We start from the raw sequence: 19,450 nt of genomic DNA on the forward strand, positions 1-19,450 counted from the left end.
GCTTACTCGTAACTTTGTTTAATCGAATGGTACATATCGATAAACTCATCACTGGCTAAGTCTTCTGGCGTTACAGGCAAACCTCTATCGGCAAACACACCTAAACGCTCATCTAACTCTTCACCCGCACGCAATTCACCAGTGTAAAAGGCAGCCGAGCGAATAAAGTCTAAATAAGTGACTTTTTCTGGCATGTAATGCAAGTCAGCCCAACGTTCAACCACTTCCATTACTTCTGGCGCAAAGTCCCATGTTTTAAGCACCGCACGACCAATGGGGCCTTGCATTTTGCGCACAAGACTGCGTAACTGATCGATTTTGCTAAACAGTTCAGGATGAACTTCAGCTTCGGTTAAGACAGGTAAGGCACCAATGTTATGGACTAAGCCTGCAAGCGTTAATGTATCGCGATCTAACTTCTTGCCAGGATTTCGTTTGTTGTATATTTCTAACATGGCGCAAGATGATGCCGTCACCTCAATGGAGGTTTTCCACACTTCATCCATCACTTCCCATACCATTTCATTGGTAGAGATAAACAACTGCTCCATGGCCACAGAAGTGGTAATAGACTTAATTTGCACTAAACCAATACGGTTGACGGCTGCGCTAATGTTCTCGGCTTTGTTACCGCGTGAATATAATGCACTGTTAGCCACTTTAATAATACGCGCTGAAATCGCGGCATCTTGGCCAATTACATCACCAACCTGCTTGAGACTGGAATCTTTACGCGCCACCACCTCTTGCACTCTCATGGCCACTTCTGGCAATGTTGGCAACACCAACGCATCGTCTTTAAGCTTCTTTAATAATCCAACCAAGAGTTGATGTTCGGTAGACATGCGGTCTCCATAAAATAATGTTCACTAATGCCAAGATTATATACCCAAACGCATATTATTTGCGACGACTCAAAAACCACCAAGCCAATTAATTACGCTTTTTAGAATATTTGTTGATAAGGATGACGGCGAGAGCCATAAAAGTACAACCCACTTCACATTTCCCAAGCCTATATTTGTACCCACTAATGTCCTTAAGTAAGCTTTCGCCCCCTAAATATGCTAACCCTGTTGTAAACCGAGAAAACTATGTTTAAACCTGAATTATTATCCCCTGCTGGCACATTAAAAAACATGCGCTATGCCTTCGCTTATGGTGCTGATGCGGTATATGCCGGCCAACCTCGTTATAGCTTAAGGGTGAGAAATAATGACTTTAAAATGGAAAATCTCGCCACAGGGATTGAAGAGGCGCATGCATTAGGAAAAAAACTTTATGTGGTGAGCAATATCTCACCGCACAACGCTAAACTCAAAACCTATATAAAAGACATGGAACCAGTAATAGCCATGAAACCTGATGCGGTCATCATGTCTGATCCAGGCCTGATTATGATGGTACGTGAAACGTTTCCTGAGCAAGTGGTGCATTTATCTGTTCAGGCTAATGCCATTAACTGGGCTTCGGTAAAATTTTGGCAACAACAAGGGATTAAACGGGTTATTTTATCGCGTGAATTATCGTTAGATGAAATAGAAGAAATTCGCCAGCGTTGTCCAGATATTGAACTTGAAGTCTTTGTTCATGGGGCGCTATGCATGGCTTATTCAGGCCGCTGTTTGTTATCTGGTTATATTAACAAACGCGACCCTAATCAAGGCACATGTACTAATGCTTGTCGCTGGAAATATGACGTACACCCTGCCCAGCAAACTGAAACAGGCGATGTGATAGCCATGCCTGCTGAAGTACAAATAGCAACACCAACGTTAGGCGCTGGCGAGCCAAGTAGTGAGATAGTGTTATTGCAAGAAGCAGGTCGTCCTGGTGAATACATGCCGGCTTTTGAAGATGAGCACGGTACCTACATTATGAATTCTAAAGATTTACGTGCCATTCAACATGTTGACCGATTAACCCGTATGGGCATCGACTCGTTAAAAATTGAAGGCCGCACTAAGTCATTTTACTATGTCGCGCGCACCGCACAATTATACCGCCAAGCCATTGAAGATGCCGCTGCAGGTAAAGATTTTGATCGCACGCTAATGAGTAACCTTGAAGGTTTAGCGCATCGAGGCTACACCGAAGGTTTTTTACGCCGTCATGTGCATGATGAGTATCAAAATTATCAGTACGGTCATTCTGTGAGTAATAGCCAGCAATTTGTCGGTGAGTTTACCGGCAAACGTAATGAGCAAGGCCTTGCTGAAATAGATGTTAAAAACAAGTTTTCGGTGGGCGACAGCGTTGAAGTAATGACAACCGAAGGTAATTTTGTTATCACTATTGAATCATTAGTGAATCGCAAAAACCAACCCATCGAAGCCGCGCTAGGCTCGGGACACTTTGTCTTTATGCCTATCCCAATGAATATCGATGTCGAAAAGGCAATGCTAATGCGTAATTTACCTGAGGGAGTTGATACCCGAAACCCTCATCAACCAGGTTAACCTTATATGGCATTAATCATTGACGATAGCTGTATCAATTGCGACATGTGTGAACCCGAATGCCCCAATGAGGCGATTACCATGGGTGAAGAAGTGTATGAAATTGATCCGGCATTGTGTACCGAATGCGTGGGGCATTACGATAAACCCACCTGCGTATCGGTTTGCCCTATCGATTGTATTGACCCAGACCCTTTGCATGTTGAGTCACAAGATGAGCTGTTAATTAAATATGCAGCCATTACGGGCAAGTAAACACAAAAAATCCACTCCAGCTTTCGTAACTTAAACGGCGCATTGGCGCCGTTTAAGTTCTCTCTATATCTAATCTCGTTAAAATAGAATAACAATCATTAACCATTCTCTTTTGTCGACGTTAACGTTTGTAAAAGTTGAGCCAATTTATTTACCGCGATATTCACTGGAGCCGGTAACGAGTCAAGTTCAATCGACAGCAATATATTTTTCACTTCTAGCCCAAGTTCAGTGTCACCTTCAATGCGTAATTTACGTTGGAAAAATAGAGTGTCAGGATCTTCTTTCCCGGCTACCACTAACAATAACTCAGGCACGTTTGCACTGAAAATAACATTCGGATGACTCAACGGCTGTACCAGCAACTTATTATGCATTCCGACTTGAAACTGCAAATCAATATCATCGATACAAATACCGACTGATTTATCGTTTAAAAATGCCAATTCACCCGAATTCACTTGCTCAGCAAGCACTAGATTAAGCATTTGAGTGATAATCGTCATTTTTATTTTTGTAGGGACTATCGCTAATGAGCGACGGCTCATCTGTGGTGCAAAATGTAAAATGTGTGCCGATAAACGTTGTTGAAATGCTTGAGCCATTAAAGGTTCCTACCTGCAAAGAGATCGATTTAGCAAGCTAGTTTACTGGCAATTTATCCAACGAAACCTGTTTTAAATCAATTCATGTTAACTCAATCACATTTACACTCCTGTTCTTCAAAAATAATGAGCACATCAACATGGAACTCTTATGCCCAGCAGGTAATTTAGCCTCGCTAAAAGCAGCCTTAAATGCTGGTGCCGATGCGGTGTACCTAGGACTTAAAGATGACACCAACGCGCGTTCATTCGCAGGCTTAAATTTTTCGGCGCCACAACTAGCCCAAGCAACTCAACTGGCTCATAGCCAAGGTCGTAAAGTTTTTTTAACCTTAAATACTTTCCCTAAACCTGGGCATGAACAACGTTGGTATCAGGCGGTTGATTTAGCCGCGCAACTCAATATGGATGCGTTAATCGTGGCTGATTTATCATTATTAAGTTACGCCCATCAACATCATCCGCATTTGCCTTTACACTTATCTGTGCAAGCGAGTGCCACCAACTTAGGCGCGTTATCGTTTTATAAAGAAGCATTTAACATAGAGCGCGCAGTCTTACCTCGAGTGTTATCGATAAAACAAGTCAGAGATTTAGCAAAAGTGAGCCCTGTCGAACTTGAAGTCTTCGCCTTTGGCAGTTTATGCATCATGGCTGAAGGACGTTGCCACTTATCATCCTATGTGACAGGTCAGTCACCCAACACTGGTGGTTCGTGTTCGCCTGCTAATCATGTACGTTGGCAAGACAGTGGTAGCGACAAATTAACCCGATTAAACGATGTGTTAATCGACAAAGCAGATGCCAGCCAGCAATTAGGCTATCCCGTCGTGTGTAAAGGTCGTTATGTGGCTCAATACGATCAAGATGCCAAATACTTACTTGAATCACCCACCAGCTTAAACACCCTGAGTCTGTTACCCGAACTGGCCCAAGCAGGCATTACGTCATTAAAAATTGAAGGGCGTCAAAGAAGTCCGGCCTATGTAAGTCAAGTGACTCAGGTCTGGCGCAGTGCCATTGATACTTATTTAGCATCACCGACATCGTTTGCCGAGCAACCTCAATGGTCACAGGCATTAGCCAAAGTGTCAGAAGGACAAATTACAACATTAGGTGCTTACGAGCGCCAATGGCAATAAGGGTTACGATGAAAATATCTCTTGCACCAATAAGTTATTGCTGGTCTAAAGCGGATGTTGAGCAATTTTATCAACACGTCGCAAACAGCAATATTGATACCGTATACCTAGGCGAAACGGTCTGTAGCCGTCGCCGAGAACTCAAGTTTGCTGATTATTTGGCTTTAGCTCACATGCTCAAAGCCCATGGTAAGCACGTGGTATTGTCGACGATGGCGTTAGTCGAAGCGCAATCTGAACTCAATGAATTAAAACGTGCAATCAATAATGGTGATTTTAGTATTGAAGCCAACGATATGGCGGGAGTGTATTATGCCCACCAGGCTAACCTTCCTTTTGTGTGCGGACCTACCATTAATAATTACAATCGCGCCAGCTTGGATTTGTTACATCAAAAAGGCATGTACCGCTTTGTAATGCCATGTGAATTATCACAAAGTTGGCTGCAAGCTGTTATCGACTCAGACATTCACCCACAATATGAAATTGAAGTATTAGGCCACGGCTATATGCCATTAGCGCACTCAGCTCGCTGCTTTACCGCTAAACACTACCAGCTACCAAAAGACAAATGCCAAACCATTTGCCAGCGACATAGCAAAGGATTGCTAGCCCAAACGCAGGAGTCACAACCCTTGTTGAGGTTGAACGGCATTCAAACCCAATCTGCGGCGCAGGTGGATCTCATCAGCCAAATACCACAAATGATCAATATGGGTGTCGATTACTGGCGCATATCACCGAATAAATTAGCCGATGTTGCCTTAGGAAATACCTTAGCCACCTTACTTAATCAGGCTCAGCTAAATAATAATGCAACATTGCAAGACGAGCTGACACAATTTGAGCTTTTAAATACCAATGCTCATCATTGTAATGGATATTGGTTTGGGCTGCCGGGAATGAACTGTTCCGCCCCCTCTACTCCAGCAGAGTAAACACTTCACATCCAATGACAACAGGTTGGCATTGGATGTGAAGCTTTTCTTACGAATGATTTTGCAATGTCGCGATATTAATCACAACAGTGCAAAATCCTTTTTATCGCGACCACATCAAATCGTTAAAAATCGAATGAGATCGAGACTATCGCTCATTACTTTGTCTATTTATTAGGGCTGATACGTGATCATCAACACGTATATCTACCCACATTTAACTAATATCTATTCGTCTCAGTTATCATTTTACATACCACAAATAAGGGGGTAACCTTGCCTCCCTAAAAAGTACAGCTGAATGGACATTCACTTATCGTCCATAATCGCAGTGGCCTTGCACAAAGAGCCACTTTAAAGCACATACGTAAGGTGTATTTAACGTGACACACAAAAAACATAATATTAAAACAATACTGACCTTTATTATCCCATCCCTGATTGGTCTGTTACTGTTTATGACGCCTATCAGTATTGATGGCGCTATCACCATTCCGATTGCGATCATTTCTAAAGCGCTACAATCTGGAATGGGCAGTTCTATTCAGCTAATTGTTGCGGGTATTGTCGTATTGATGGCGATAGCCTCTTTACTGACACGTATTGTTAACCCCCAGTTTGTTCGCAAAAATCACTTTTTACGCACCTTACTTAAAGTTAATTTATTTTGGTTAGCGACGCGTATATTGGGCGCCATATTTATTGTGATGGTGTATTTGCAAGTGGGTCCTGAAATGATCACTTCTTCAGCGACTGGCGGCCTAGTACTCAACGATTTAGTGCCTGTTTTATTTTCGGTGTTTATTTTTGCGGGCATGTTGTTACCGCTATTGTTAAATTTCGGCTTGCTTGAGTTTTTTGGCACTTTACTCACTAAAGTGATGCGTCCGATTTTTAACTTGCCAGGTCGAAGCGCTATCGATTGTATGGCGTCTTGGTTAGGTGACGGCAGCGTCGGCATTTTAATGACCAATAAACAGTATGAAACGCGTTTTTATACTGAAAGAGAAGCTGCGGTTATAGGCACGACCTTCTCTGCGGTATCGATCACCTTCAGCCTAGTGGTGATTTCACAAGTTAAGCTTGAGCACTTGTTTGTGCCTTTTTACCTTACCGTCTGTTTAGCCGGTATTGTTGCCGCGGTTATCGTGCCTAAATTACCACCATTGTCGTGGAAGAAAGACACCTATATCGACAATACCCCACGTCATGAAGATGACGAAAGCGTGCCAGAAAACCACGGGGTATTCTCTTGGGGTTTTGAACAAGCTATGCAACGGGCTTCTACTGCTGGTGGCGTAAAGCATGTATTAGTTGAAGGGATTAAAAACGTTGTCGACATGATATTTGGCGTCATCCCCGTCGTAATGGCAATTGGTACTGTGGCACTCGTACTTGCAGAGCACACACCAATCTTTAACTACCTGGGTATGCCTTTTATTCCTTTGCTAGAGCTACTGCAAATACCGGAAGCCAACGAAGCTTCAAAGACAATTGTCGTTGGTTTTGCGGATATGTTTATCCCTTCTATCCTAGCCAGTTCAATAGAATCTGATTTAACCCGCTTTGTGATTGCGGCGTTATCTGTGACTCAGTTAATTTACATGAGCGAAGTCGGTGCACTCTTAATCGGCAGTAAAATCCCGGTTAACTTTTTTGAGCTATTTGTTATCTTTATCCTGCGTACTTTGGTTACACTGCCAATTATCGCGCTAATGGGTCATTTACTCATCTAAAGTAATACTGGCCATATTTGTGACCCATCCCATAAGGAGCGCAATGCGCTCCTTTTTTTAGCTTAAAAACCCAGCGAAAAAATTGAAAATCGAGTATGCTTAAACAATAACAATAGACTCAATGGTTGCGGACTGTATCCCGTTGCCACTCAATGCATTAAGGGTAACCCATGGACGACAGACGTAAGTTTTCTCGTATTTTATTTGCTGCTAGTGCTCATATAGAGCAAACAGAACAAACTTGGCGTACAAAAATTTTAGACTTGAGCCTTAATGGGGCTTTAGTGGAATTACCGTCAGGTTATACCGGACAACTTAATACCATTGTGACCTTGGCATTTGTGCTGCCAGACTCCGATATTGAGCTGCAAATGCAAGCGGCAATCGTTCATAAAACCCCAGAACATCTCGGGCTCAAATGTGTTCATATCGACGTTGAAAGTATCAGCCATTTACGCCGCATTATTGAATTGAATATGGGTGATGCAGAGCTATTGGACCGAGAACTTAATTCACTCGTAACCCCAACGCCGTAGCAACGTATACAGCTTTAGCACTAAAAAAATGGCAAACCAATCTGGTTTGCCATTTTTGTTTCAATTGCTCTGCCGACTCATAGCATTAATTAATCAATTCAAGTAACTCGTGGATCGTTTTAACCGGAGTAATTTTAGCCCCCAAGCCTTCCATCGATTTATGGTAATTACGAAATGGAATGAAAATCTCAGTAAAACCATGTTGCGCAGCTTCTTTCACTCTGGGCACGCCACTGTCAATAGGCCTAACATCGCCATTTAAACTCAGCTCCCCCATAATGCAGGTGGTTCGAGGGATAACAAAATCGTTTAAACTGCTGAGTAACGCCGTGACTAATGCCAAGTCGATGCAGGTTTCAGACTCATCGATTTTCAAACCACCCACGATATTAAAAAAAGTATCATGGAAAATTTTGGTCTTGGTGTGTTTACGCAAAATACCCGTTAACATTTTAATCCGGTTCATATTCAATCCCACACACACACGCTGTGGAAACTCAGACTCGGTCTCGGTGGTTAAGCATTGAATCTCTAGTAATAAATTACGATTACCTTTACGAATACAGGTAATGGTTGAACCTGGCGATTCAGTGGTTGAGCCTGACAAAAATATTTCACTCGGATTATCGACACTGAGCATACCGCGTTCGCTCATGCGGAAAATGCCCACAGTATCTACGTCGCCAAAACGGTTTTTGTTCGCTCTTAAGGTACGAATTTGACCGTCATTGGTATCGATGTGCAATAACGAATCAACAATGTGCACCAAGGTTTGTGGCCCGGCGATTTCGTTATTTTTATTCACATGAGCAATAATGAACATGGTGACGTTATTTTTTTTACAATATTGCGTAAATGCTTGAGCAGCAGTTTTAACTTGCGAAGGTGAGCCAGGGCTGCCATTGGCGTTTTCAGTAACCACGGCTTGAATCGAGTCAATAACCGCAAACTTAATTTGCTTCGCTTCTAATTCTTCAATGATGGATTCAACACTGGTTTCAGACAATAAGTATAAATTATCTTCGTTATAGTTAAGCTTTAAACGATTGACGCGGTTTTTAAACTGAGACAATGATTCTTCAGCGGTACAATATAACGATGCGGTAGACTGAGACATGCGTGCGACGAGATCTGACAATAAAGTCGTTTTACCTGCGCCAGGATCACCTGAAATAATATTCACAGAGCCAGTAGTGAGTCCACCACTCAATACTCTGTCTAACTCGCCAATTCCCGTGAGCCTTTTTTCGGCTTCAACAGACTCAACCTCATTAAGCTTTTTAGCACCGCCGCCAGCAGCGCCAGCATAACCTAATACAGCAGGACGAGACGCCGCCGTTTTAGCGCTAGAGAGACGGACTTCAACCAAGGTATTCCAGGCTCCACAACGACACTGTCCCTGCCAACGCGGATAATCCATGCCACAATCGTCACATACAAATGCCATTTTTGGAGCTTTAGCCATGCTATTTCCTACCATTTTCTCAATAAAAATCGGTTATCGGTGTTATTTGTACCAAAAGCACTCATGTTAGCGCTAATGCTGGGATCGATGTGAATGACCGAACTAGTGCGAGTACGCTTGTAACCGACACTCAATAAACCGATAAGGACAAAATTGATTTATTGATTCAACACATACAAGTGAACATAGACAAACGCGAGGATGACTGGTTAAATAAGTTAATAAAATGAGATAAATAACAACGATATTAATCTTGAACCTTGCCAATTATTACAATCTTGTTCACACTGATTGTTAATTAGCGGTAAATACACTCTGCTAATTAATTCACAGCCTCACCATATTAACGTACCTATAATGGATTGGTAATGAATAATTATGGTTAATATCATAAAGAACAGCACTTTCTAGCCGATAAAACATCAGCCAGACTCACAATAAGCCCAATAAAACGATAATATAAATGAGTTTAGATAATCACAGTGCATTAATTGAACAACTTAAGCCGCTAATAATGGAACCTGATTTTCAGGATATTTTTGAGCAGCTTACCGTTGATGAATCAAATTCCACCCGTTTTCTATTGAAAATGGAGCTTAACCGTATTTCATCACAATGCACCCGAGTTATCGATTTACGTGACAAAACTGAACTCCCCTGCGAAGAAGTCGTCATCGCTAATCAGCGACATTTTCTTGATGAGCCCGCAAAAGAATCGTTACTCAACACTCTTCCGTTATACCGTAATAAATACACGCTTGGGGTTTACGAACACGTCGTTAAAGCGCATAAACTGCGACGCTTAAAACTGAGAAATATCTTGCCAGAAGAGGCTACAAGCGAAGTCAATCCTTACCTTGTACCTGGTGTAGTCCTTGGTAGCTATTTTAATCGCTGTGAAGAGCGAATGAATTACAGTATCCGCATCTCAGTGACTCAGCCTGGCTTAAGTGAAATCAATGGCGTAACCCTCGATTTGTCTGTCGGCGGTGCCCGGATAAAATTGCCATTAAAGCATCATTTAGATCAAGATAAGCCGATTAAACTCAAATTACTCGAACTGAATGAAGAGTTTTTTGTTGATGAGATTCAACATGGCGTTGATTATCAAATTGTCGACATCCAAAATAAAGACGGTAACGCCATTTTGAGGCTTAAACGCCTAGGTGATGGAAAAGCACTCGACAAAGTAATCACTATGGTGATTCGCAGTTATAAGTTCCGCTATAAAGTCGATGTAAACGATGTCATCGTTACGGCTACGGGTTTAGGCTATGAGCGCCATTATTTACCTTTATTAACTCATTTACCCTTATATGTCAGTATGAAGGAAGAAGTACCGCACATTACTTATGAGTTGCTAGGGCGTGGTAATCAACCCATACAACATTACTTTCAAGATGAAAATGAAGTCAGCCAATTACCGAGTTTAATCAATACTCGACGTTTGACTCAGGTGCTTAAAAACACGGCTGACAGCGACCATAATCTGTTTTTTAGCTTTACGCATAATGTTCAAGGTAAATTACATTACTATTCGGCGACATTAGCTGAGTTAAAAGCCACTAAAAATCTTAACTTATTTCTTGGGTTTGCCTCTTCGAAAGCCAGCTGGCGGGTATTTAAATTAATCGCTCAACCCATTGATCATAATAAAAACTATAAAACCTCAACCCTCCCAGGTGATGATGCTCGTTATAACGCCTTAACCGAGCAGCAACTGGCACAATTTAGCCATACTTTACAACTGATTGATTTGACCAGTGAAGAAGCACGTAGAGATTATCAAAGCTGGTTTAATAAAGCAGATGCCAATGGGTTAAAAATTTTTGCTCAAGCAAAGGTCAAAAATCACAGTATCAAAAAAGTATCGATGCCTTTTAGCGAGCGACGCCATGAAGCCCGTTTTGCTTTTAAAACCTCAGTGACAGTCCAGCAAGGTGATAAAAAAGCCACCGGGATTACTCACGATATCTCGAGCCGTGGTTTACAAGTGATTTTAGAGCAAGCTCTAGACTTTACAGAACCGGCTCAAGTGACATTATCTTTCCCGCGGCTCCAGGCTGCTGCCGGTAAAACCAATTTATCTAACTTACCTTATCAATTAATACGCAGCCGTATGAACGGCCTCACGTTGCATTTAAGTGCATTGATTGGCCATGCACCTCATGAAGGTGTTGAGTTTTTAAATAAGTTGATTGCACATAACAAACAAAAACTCGAACAATTATCAGACAATGAAGGACAGTTAAAAGAACTGGCAGACGGATTAAAAAATCTGTTCATGCGCCAATTACCAGGTGTGCCTTATTTTATTGAAAAAACAGTGAAATCAGCGCAAATGGCCTATATAGGCATTGGTACTACTACAGATGAAATTAGCCATTTATTTGCCCAAGACACAGACCAGGTACTGCTGTATAACCTAATGCCATTATTGGATAATAATGTCTTAAAACAGCAAATTATTGATCCGATTAAAGCAATGAAAGCCAGTCACGACATGGACTTTTTTGAAGTGTTTATACAGCTGGTACGCCAGCCTAGAGGGGCGGTGCAAATAAAATGTATACTCAAATCGGAACTGGGTGGCAGAGACAATCAAATACAATTTATTCAACAAAGTAAAAAAGTTGGCCGATTTATGGCACTACGAGTATATCGTGGCGCCACTGATAAGCCCGACATGAGTTATATCCGCCGCGAACTAGAATACATCAACATTCATGCCAATCACCGTGCAAAACAGCTAGAAGAACAGCTTTGGAAAGTCATTGGTGCGGGTGAGTTGCTTGATATTACAGCAGAAGTAGAAATACGTTACCCTGGTATTGTGGCCACTAACGCTTAACTGTTAACAAGCCTTATAAAGCTAAATACCACTGTTTAATCGTGACGAAATGATCTTGTTCAGCTTGTTTATTGGTTAACATTCCTGCGTGGTCATAATCAAATAAATTTCCTTGCGCTTTAGACAACAAAGTATATTTCACTTGCTTAAAGCCACACTCGGCAATCATATCGCGCACATCAGATGGATTACCTAATACTCGATCGTTTTTACCCGCGATAAACCAGCTTGTTGGCCACTGGGTTTGCATTGCCGCGCTAGCATAATCAAAGTTATCATCGTGATCGACCCAGTCACCTCTCACCCAATCAATGGTTTGTAATAATGAAGCCCGGCTTTCGTTATCCATACCGACTCGTAGACGGTTTGCGTCTAAATAACCGGTTCTAGCAACAAAAAAAGGCGCCAAACGATTCCATAAAAAATCGACCATAAGCCACTTTTTTAGTGATTTCACTCTAATCGTTCGTTTTGAACCAAATGTTAACAGCGATGCGACACTCGTTTGTAAATCGGTAAAGCGGGCTAAACTACTGGCCATTAATACTCCGCCCCAAGAATGAGCGCACCAATGCACTTGAGACACTAATGGGTGACGTTGCAAAATGAACTGATGCACTAACGGGAGTTGTTCTCGAATAACCTCTCCTTGGCCCAAAGCAAAATCACGTTGAATTTTAGGTAAACTTAATCCGCGTCCTGCTGTGTCCATCACATAAACATCAAAGCCTGCTTTCGCTAAAAAACATGCCAGTCCGCGACCTGAATCACTATAAAACACGCGGCCGTTAGACATTGCACCATGCAGCATTAAAATAGGAGTTGTCGCCCCATGGGGAGACTGAGGATGAATATGCCTTACGTGAAGTTGGCCTTCACGATAAGGAATAAAAAGAGAGTGTTGTTGGATATCAGTGTTCACAATTGGCAGAAATAAAGGTAACCATAAGGCTACGCTATCATTACTGCCAGTAAATACAAATAAACTAGAGTAAAAACTTCATATTAGCGAATTTAGTTATCATTGGTTTACTAAGTTAAAACGATGACATTATGCCGGGCTAGGCTTGTAAGCAAAATACTAGAGCACGTAAATCGAGGCGTTGAATGGCGGCATCGGCTGCGGCAATCAGTTTAGGTTTTGCATGAAAGGCTAAACCTAGATCTGCGGCCTGGATCATCGGAATGTCATTTGCACCATCGCCAATTGCCACGCATTGCCCAGACGCTATTGACCATTTTTGCGCACACTTTGCTATCACGCTGGCTTTGTATTGTGCATCGACCACCACACCCGTCACTTCCCCAAGAAGCTTACCCTCTTGAATGACTAACTCATTAGCATAGGCAGCATCTAAGCCTAGTAAATTCTGTAAATGCCCCACAAAAGGCGTAAATCCACCAGAAGCCACAACCAACTTCCATTGGTGCGATTTAAGCTCCGCAATCATAGATTCAAGCCCTGGCATTAAAGGCAAGGTATCGCATAATTGTTCGATAATCTGGGCATCGGCTCCCGCGAGTTTAGCAACTCGTTGCCTTAAAGACTGTTCAAAGTCTAATTCACCACGCATGGCACTGGCGGTAACGGCAGCCACCTCCTCTCCCGCACCCGCCATTGCAGCAAGCTCATCAATGCATTCGATTTGGATCGCGGTGGAGTCCATGTCCATCACTAACAAACCGCAAAGATTTAAACGGGCTAAGGGTTGTTGTACAAGAACGATTTCTGCGGCTATCTCTTGTGGAAATAAGATAATCAACTCATCTATTGGCGTTTGAGTTGAGAGCTCAAAACCGACCAAGTCATTTTGGCGATCAAGCTTAGCAATATGTGCATCCACAGAGATTAACGCTAACCATGCTCCTATCTGGACTGAACATTGTGACTCAAATATCACCCGACAACGGTATGGCAAATCCGCTTGCAAGCTAAGTGGATAATCGGTCTCTTGATAACGGTATAATACACAGCCGAGATGTTGATATGTCTCACAAGTCTCTGAAAATAACCAATTTAGTAAAACATTATCATGTTGTTGTAGCATCAATACGGCCTCTTAGTATGTTACGACTATCTACTGGCTATTTTTTCGATTAGTATAGCTTTTTGATAATTCTCTGTAATTGGATTACCGCTGAGCATTGCATAGTGCAACAATCAACCCAAATCAGCCTCCAATTAAATAGAAAAAACACTGAGGATTAAAGTGATTTTTGTTAAAGGTCTTAAGAAAAGACAAAAATTCAGTAGGATATTACAAATCGTAATCGCTATCTCGCTGATTTTTGGTCTGATACATTTATGGCAGGCAAGCCTTCGTAACGGTCAAAACTTGCTGAATTCACAAACCAAGGTGATGGCACGTTTATTAGCGCAACAAGCTGCTAATGGCGCAGCACCAGCCATGTATTTGCAAAATGATGAACAACTTCAATGGTTGGCATCTGCGTTAGCCGCTGATCCTAAAGTCATGTCGGTTAACATCTATAATTCACAAGGTGTTAGGCTAGCCTTTGCTCAAAGTGTGTCATTTGAGCATTTAGAGGCCGACTCAGAAGCACTAAAAGGCTTATTGAAGCCCTACCCGCCACTGATTGAAAACGTAATCCAAGACGATAACAATCTTGGCTATGTTGAAGTGCGTTTAAATCTCGATATCTTTTTTGACGAGATCAAAATTTTGCATGAACAAAACATGGAATTACAGCAAATGATGTTAATTGTTGCTGGTTTTATTGGTTTGTTATTGTCTCGAGCACTGTCATTTAAACGAGCAGATTTCGACCGCCGAAAATCGCGGGCTAAATTACGTAAAAAACCCAAGCGAGTGGCGTTAATTTCAGATGCTGAAAACGTTGCAGAAAATGCGGACAATAAAGATAAAGATAAAGATAAATCTTAATTCGATTAAATAGCAATAAAAAGGGGCACTCATTGAGTGCCCCTTTTTGATTATTACGATGTTGATTACAGTGTTAATGCTGCATCTAAAGTCATAACAATCATGTCATTGAACGTAGTTTGACGCTCATCTGATGTTGTTTTCTCACCAGTACGGATATGGTCAGATACAGTTACAACACATAATGCTTTAGCGCCTAACTCATGTGCTACACCATATAAACCAGCAGCTTCCATTTCGACACCTAGTATGCCCATTTTCTCCATCACATCAAACATTTGTGGATCTGGTGTGTAGAAAAGGTCAGCAGAGAACACGTTACCAACACGGATGTTAGTGCCATGCACTTTTGCAGAATCAACAACCGCACTTAATAGGCTGTAGTCCGCAATAGCAGCAAAATCGTTATCTTTAAAACGTAAACGGTTCACGCGTGAATCAGTACAAGCACCCATACCGATAATGACATCACGTACTTTTACGTCTGTGCTGATTGCACCACAAGTACCTACACGGATTAAGTTTTTAACACCGTAGTCTTTGATAAGTTCATGTGCATAGATTGAACAAGATGGGATACCCATACCAGAACCCATAACAGAAATGCGCTTACCTTTATAAGTACCAGTAAAACCTAGCATGTTACGTACGTCAGTCACTTGCTCAACACTTTCTAAAAATGTTTCTGCAATGTATTTGGCACGTAATGGATCGCCTGGGAAAAGCACTGTTTCAGCAAAAGCACCTTCTACAGCATTAATATGTGGTGTAGCCATGTTATAACCCCTATGTTTCTATTTTATTTGGTGTTGCTTAATAATGTATACAGTTTAGCAAAGACATTAAACTTTATATAGAACCGTCGTTTGAAAATGTGACTAATTAATAAAAGATTTACCATAGTCCATCGGTTCAAGCTTAAAATAGCTTGCGATAGACTGGCCAATATCAGCAAAAGACTGACGACGGCCTAATGAGCCTGCGGGTAAACCAGCACCATAAGCCAATACAGGTACACGTTCACGAGTATGCTCAGTACCTACCCAGGTTGGATCACAACCGTGATCCGCAGTAAACACCACAAGATCGTCTGGTTGTAAAATGGCAAATAATTCTGGTAAACGAGAATCGAAATACTCTAATGCTTTAGCATAACCAGCAGTATCACGGCGATGACCATAATGAGAGTCAAAATCAACGAAGTTGGTGAATACAATAGTCTTATCACCTGCACGTTTAATTTGCGTTAACGTTTCGTCAAATAACTCTTCGAGACCTGTCGCTTTAAATTGTTGAGTAATACCACTATGGGCATAAATATCAGCAATTTTACCGATACTCACGACTTCGCCACCGGCGTCTTTCATTTTATCAAGTACCGTTGGCGCGGGTGGTAACACAGCATAATCGTGACGATTACCCGTGCGAGCAAAATCAGCAGGACCTGTGCCAACAAATGGGCGAGCAATAACACGACCAATGTTATAAGGCTCAAGTTCTTCGCGAGCAATTTTGCATAAGTTGTAGAGGTTTTCTACGCCAAATGACTCTTCATGACACGCAATTTGGAATACTGAGTCAGCAGAGGTGTAGAAAATAGGCTTACCAGACTTCATGTGCTCTTCACCCAACTCTTCAAGAATTTGAGTACCTGAGGCATGACAGTTACCTAAAAAACCGTCTAAACCAGCACGTTTTAGAATTTTATCAGTCAACTCTTTCGGGAAAGAGTTGGTTAAGTCACTGAAGTAACCCCATTCATACAGAACAGGTACACCCGCCATTTCCCAGTGACCACTTGGCGTATCTTTACCAGAACTGAGCTCATCAGCGTGGCCATAGGCTCCAATCACTTCAACATCTGCGTTAAAGCCGTCAGCAAATTTACCCGTGCTTTCAAAACCTGCATGGCCTAAACCTAACTTCGCAAGGTTAGGCAGTGTTAACGGACCTTTACGGCCGATGTCAGCTTTGCCTTGAGCACACGCTTGTGCAATATGACCAAAAGTATCAGAGCCAACATCGCCAAACTTATCAGCATCAGTCGCAGCGCCTAGGCCAAAAGAGTCTAGCATTAAGATAAAAGTACGTTTCATTGTGTTTTCCTTTATAAATCTGAAGCGCGGATATAGCGATATATTTCTGGCGTCTTCTCAGGCGCACTATCACTCACCACAATGGCCTGCTGAACTGCTGCTGCAGCTTCGGCGAAGGCATCTTCAGATTGAGCATGGATCATGGCTAACGGAACATCTTTGTTAACTTCTTGACCCAATGCGCAAACTTGAGTTAATCCGACACTGTAATCGAGTGCATCACCCGGTTTACGACGTCCGCCACCTAACGTGACAACGGCTAAACCAAGTTCGCGGGTATCCATTTTGTAAGCAAAGCCGGAAGTATTGGCATAAACAGGGCGAATAATTTTTGCATGAGGTAAATATTTATCATACGCCTCAACAAAGTCAGTAGGACCGCCTAAACCTGAGACCATTTTAGCAAATGCCTCGGCCGCTTTACCATTGTCTAATACAGTATTTAGTTTATTACGAGCTTCGGCTTCATTCTGTGCAATACCGCCCAAAACAAGCATTTCTGCACACAAACCCATTGTTACCGCATAAAGGCGCGGATTACGGTATTGACCTGTTAAAAACTGAATCGCTTCACGGACTTCAACAGCATTCCCCGCACAAGAAGCCAATACCTGGTTCATGTCAGTCAATAATGCAGTTGTTTTAGTACCTGCACCATTAGCCACTGCAGTAATGCTACGGGCTAACTCTTCTGATGCCTCATAAGTCGGCATAAATGCGCCACTACCTACTTTAACGTCCATCGCGAGGACATCTAAGCCAGCAGCTAACTTTTTAGATAAAATAGAAGCGGTAATTAACGAGATAGATTCAACAGTGGCGGTATTGTCACGAATTGAATAAAAACGCTTATCAGCAGGCACTAAATCACCTGTTTGGCCAATAATGGCCACGCCAGCTTCTTTGACGACTTTACGGAATAATTCACTTGAGGGTTCAGTTTGATAACCAGGGATCGCATCAAATTTATCTAGCGTACCACCGGTATGGCCTAAACCTCGGCCAGAAATCATCGGAACATAACCACCACAAGCAGCAGCCATAGGGCCAAGCATAAGACTGATGACATCACCAACACCACCGGTGCTGTGTTTATCAATAATTGGTCCATTAACTCGTAATGAATCCCAATTTAATACCGTACCTGAATCGCGCATTGCGGCAGTAAGCGCAATACGTTCATCCATATTCATATCTTTGAAGTATACCGCCATACCAAAAGCAGCAATTTGCCCTTCTGATACAGTGTTGTGAGTTATGCCGTCGACAAAAAATTGAATTTCAGCGGTGCTTAACGCATCGCCATTGCGTTTTTTACGGATAATTTCTTGAGCAAGAAACATAATACGTCCCCCGGTAGGCAATCCAACACCTTTAGGATCGCCATTAAATTCTGGAATGCCATCGGTTGATGGCGTCTTTGCACGACACTCTTTGTGTCATGCAAAGCGAAGGTATTTGCTCGTTAAGCCAATCACTTAATGAGCAAATTGTGCTTAATAACCTGAAGTTGCTTTTGGCGCTTCGGTCAATTCAAGCGTATGCAATAAACTATTTAATAGGCTTGAGGCACCAAAACGGAATGTTTGAGGTGTTACCCAATCGTCGCCTAAAATACGTGCCGCTAAATCTAAAAACTCAGCTGTTTGAGCTGCATCACGAACGCCGCCAGCAGGCTTAAAACCGATGTTACGGTTTTTCTCACTGATGACAGTCAACATAATTTCAGCCGCTTCTAACGTCGCATTAACAGGCACTTTACCCGTTGAGGTTTTGATGAAATCAGCACCGGCATCGATTGAGATTTCAGACGCTTTACGGATTAGCGCAGGGTCTTTTAACTCGCCAGACTCGATAATCACTTTAAGAATGGCATCTTCACCGCACTCTTCTTTACAGGCTTTAACGAGTTCGAAACCAACAGTTTCGTTGCCTTCCATTAATGCACGATATGGAAACACTACATCAACTTCGTCAGCACCGTAAGCAACAGCTGCACGGGTTTCCAATACTGCGATAGCAATATCGTCATTACCATGTGGGAAGTTTGTTACTGTGGCGATTTTGATGTCTTCACAATCAAGTTCGTTTAGTGTTTTACGTGCAATTGGAATAAAACGAGGATAAATACAGATGGCTGCAGTATTGCCCGCTGAAGATTTGGCTTTGTGGCATAAGTCGATCACTTTTTGGTCGGTATCATCATCATTTAACGTGGTTAAATCCATTAATGAAATGCCAAGTTGCGCCGCTTTTTTTAAATCAGTCATAATTGCTCTCCGAAACGAAAAATCAAAGTCGATAAATTTTGTTCAGGCAACACTATAGCTGGCTATATAATTAAAATAATGGCCGGGCCTTCAGTATTGCCAGTAAATACAGGTGCTATTTACTAACCTAAGTATTCAATCTGATAACGAGTACCACGACTTGAATCCTTGAAGACCGGAAAAGATAAAAC

17 protein-coding genes are annotated in these 19,450 nt (G+C 42.1%); 8 read left to right on the forward strand and 9 right to left on the reverse strand.

The window, feature by feature from the left end:
* Positions 1-2: 2 nt before the first annotated feature.
* The gene (locus tag ACROAE_RS00710; protein ID WP_432399001.1) at positions 3-845 is read right to left on the reverse strand and encodes an HDOD domain-containing protein; all 843 of its coding nucleotides are present in this window, start codon (positions 843-845) and stop codon (positions 3-5) included.
* 249 nt (positions 846-1,094) lie between these two features.
* Here ACROAE_RS00710 and yegQ point away from each other — a divergent pair, with 249 nt between their 5' ends.
* Entirely contained in the window at positions 1,095-2,459 is a 1,365-nt protein-coding gene (yegQ, locus tag ACROAE_RS00715; protein ID WP_432399002.1) for a tRNA 5-hydroxyuridine modification protein YegQ, read from the forward strand.
* Between the two features lie 6 nt (positions 2,460-2,465).
* Complete coding sequence (locus tag ACROAE_RS00720; RefSeq protein ID WP_160055203.1) at positions 2,466-2,714, forward strand: YfhL family 4Fe-4S dicluster ferredoxin; 249 nt, start codon at positions 2,466-2,468, stop codon at positions 2,712-2,714.
* Between the two features lie 98 nt (positions 2,715-2,812).
* Here the strand turns inward: ACROAE_RS00720 and ubiT are convergent, their stop codons facing one another.
* Positions 2,813-3,319, reverse strand: coding sequence for a ubiquinone anaerobic biosynthesis accessory factor UbiT (gene ubiT / locus ACROAE_RS00725; protein WP_432399003.1), 507 nt, complete (start codon positions 3,317-3,319; stop codon positions 2,813-2,815).
* Positions 3,320-3,459: 140 nt separating this feature from the next.
* Here ubiT and ubiU point away from each other — a divergent pair, with 140 nt between their 5' ends.
* The 4 genes from ubiU to ACROAE_RS00745 all read left to right on the forward strand — a co-directional run bounded on the left by ubiU (position 3,460) and on the right by ACROAE_RS00745 (position 7,671).
* Complete coding sequence (gene ubiU, locus ACROAE_RS00730) at positions 3,460-4,461, forward strand: ubiquinone anaerobic biosynthesis protein UbiU (protein WP_432399004.1); 1,002 nt, start codon at positions 3,460-3,462, stop codon at positions 4,459-4,461.
* Positions 4,462-4,469: 8 nt separating this feature from the next.
* Positions 4,470-5,399, forward strand: a complete 930-nt coding sequence (locus ACROAE_RS00735; RefSeq protein WP_432399005.1) for a U32 family peptidase — start codon at positions 4,470-4,472, stop codon at positions 5,397-5,399.
* Between the two features lie 458 nt (positions 5,400-5,857).
* On the forward strand, positions 5,858-7,135 hold the full coding sequence (locus ACROAE_RS00740) for a YjiH family protein (protein WP_432399205.1): 1,278 nt from the start codon (positions 5,858-5,860) through the stop codon (positions 7,133-7,135).
* Between the two features lie 170 nt (positions 7,136-7,305).
* Positions 7,306-7,671, forward strand: a complete 366-nt coding sequence (locus ACROAE_RS00745; RefSeq protein ID WP_432399006.1) for a PilZ domain-containing protein — start codon at positions 7,306-7,308, stop codon at positions 7,669-7,671.
* An 85-nt stretch (positions 7,672-7,756) separates the two neighbouring features.
* Here ACROAE_RS00745 and radA read toward each other — a convergent pair whose 3' ends face one another.
* A complete protein-coding gene (radA, locus tag ACROAE_RS00750) occupies positions 7,757-9,136 on the reverse strand; it encodes a DNA repair protein RadA (RefSeq protein ID WP_432399008.1) in 1,380 nt (459 codons plus the stop codon).
* A 463-nt stretch (positions 9,137-9,599) separates the two neighbouring features.
* On the opposite strand from radA, the gene ACROAE_RS00755 reads away from it, so the two are divergent.
* Positions 9,600-11,987, forward strand: coding sequence for a PilZ domain-containing protein (locus tag ACROAE_RS00755; RefSeq protein WP_432399010.1), 2,388 nt, complete (start codon positions 9,600-9,602; stop codon positions 11,985-11,987).
* A gap of 13 nt (positions 11,988-12,000) precedes the next feature.
* Here ACROAE_RS00755 and ACROAE_RS00760 read toward each other — a convergent pair whose 3' ends face one another.
* The gene (locus ACROAE_RS00760; RefSeq protein WP_432399012.1) at positions 12,001-12,909 is read right to left on the reverse strand and encodes an alpha/beta fold hydrolase; all 909 of its coding nucleotides are present in this window, start codon (positions 12,907-12,909) and stop codon (positions 12,001-12,003) included.
* Positions 12,910-13,048: 139 nt separating this feature from the next.
* Positions 13,049-14,035 carry a phosphoserine phosphatase SerB gene (gene serB, locus ACROAE_RS00765; RefSeq protein ID WP_432399013.1) on the reverse strand — a complete coding sequence of 329 codons (987 nt, stop codon included), beginning with the start codon at positions 14,033-14,035 and terminating at the stop codon, positions 13,049-13,051.
* A 162-nt stretch (positions 14,036-14,197) separates the two neighbouring features.
* On the opposite strand from serB, the gene ACROAE_RS00770 reads away from it, so the two are divergent.
* Positions 14,198-14,893, forward strand: a complete 696-nt coding sequence (locus ACROAE_RS00770; protein ID WP_432399015.1) for an AhpA/YtjB family protein — start codon at positions 14,198-14,200, stop codon at positions 14,891-14,893.
* Between the two features lie 65 nt (positions 14,894-14,958).
* On the opposite strand, the gene deoD is transcribed toward ACROAE_RS00770, so the two are convergent.
* The 4 genes from deoD to deoC all read right to left on the reverse strand — a co-directional run bounded on the left by deoD (position 14,959) and on the right by deoC (position 19,259).
* Entirely contained in the window at positions 14,959-15,669 is a 711-nt protein-coding gene (gene deoD / locus ACROAE_RS00775; RefSeq protein ID WP_432399016.1) for a purine-nucleoside phosphorylase, read from the reverse strand.
* 102 nt (positions 15,670-15,771) lie between these two features.
* The gene (locus tag ACROAE_RS00780) at positions 15,772-16,989 is read right to left on the reverse strand and encodes a phosphopentomutase (RefSeq protein ID WP_432399017.1); all 1,218 of its coding nucleotides are present in this window, start codon (positions 16,987-16,989) and stop codon (positions 15,772-15,774) included.
* 11 nt (positions 16,990-17,000) lie between these two features.
* On the reverse strand, positions 17,001-18,332 hold the full coding sequence (deoA, locus tag ACROAE_RS00785) for a thymidine phosphorylase (RefSeq protein WP_432399018.1): 1,332 nt from the start codon (positions 18,330-18,332) through the stop codon (positions 17,001-17,003).
* A 153-nt stretch (positions 18,333-18,485) separates the two neighbouring features.
* Positions 18,486-19,259 (reverse strand): deoxyribose-phosphate aldolase, encoded by a 774-nt coding sequence (gene deoC / locus ACROAE_RS00790; protein ID WP_432399020.1) that lies wholly within the window; start codon positions 19,257-19,259, stop codon positions 18,486-18,488.
* Positions 19,260-19,450 lie beyond the last annotated feature (191 nt).

Origin of the sequence: Shewanella sp. MF05960 (genome assembly GCF_050849305.1) — a bacterium.
Classification (GTDB): domain Bacteria; phylum Pseudomonadota; class Gammaproteobacteria; order Enterobacterales; family Shewanellaceae; genus Shewanella.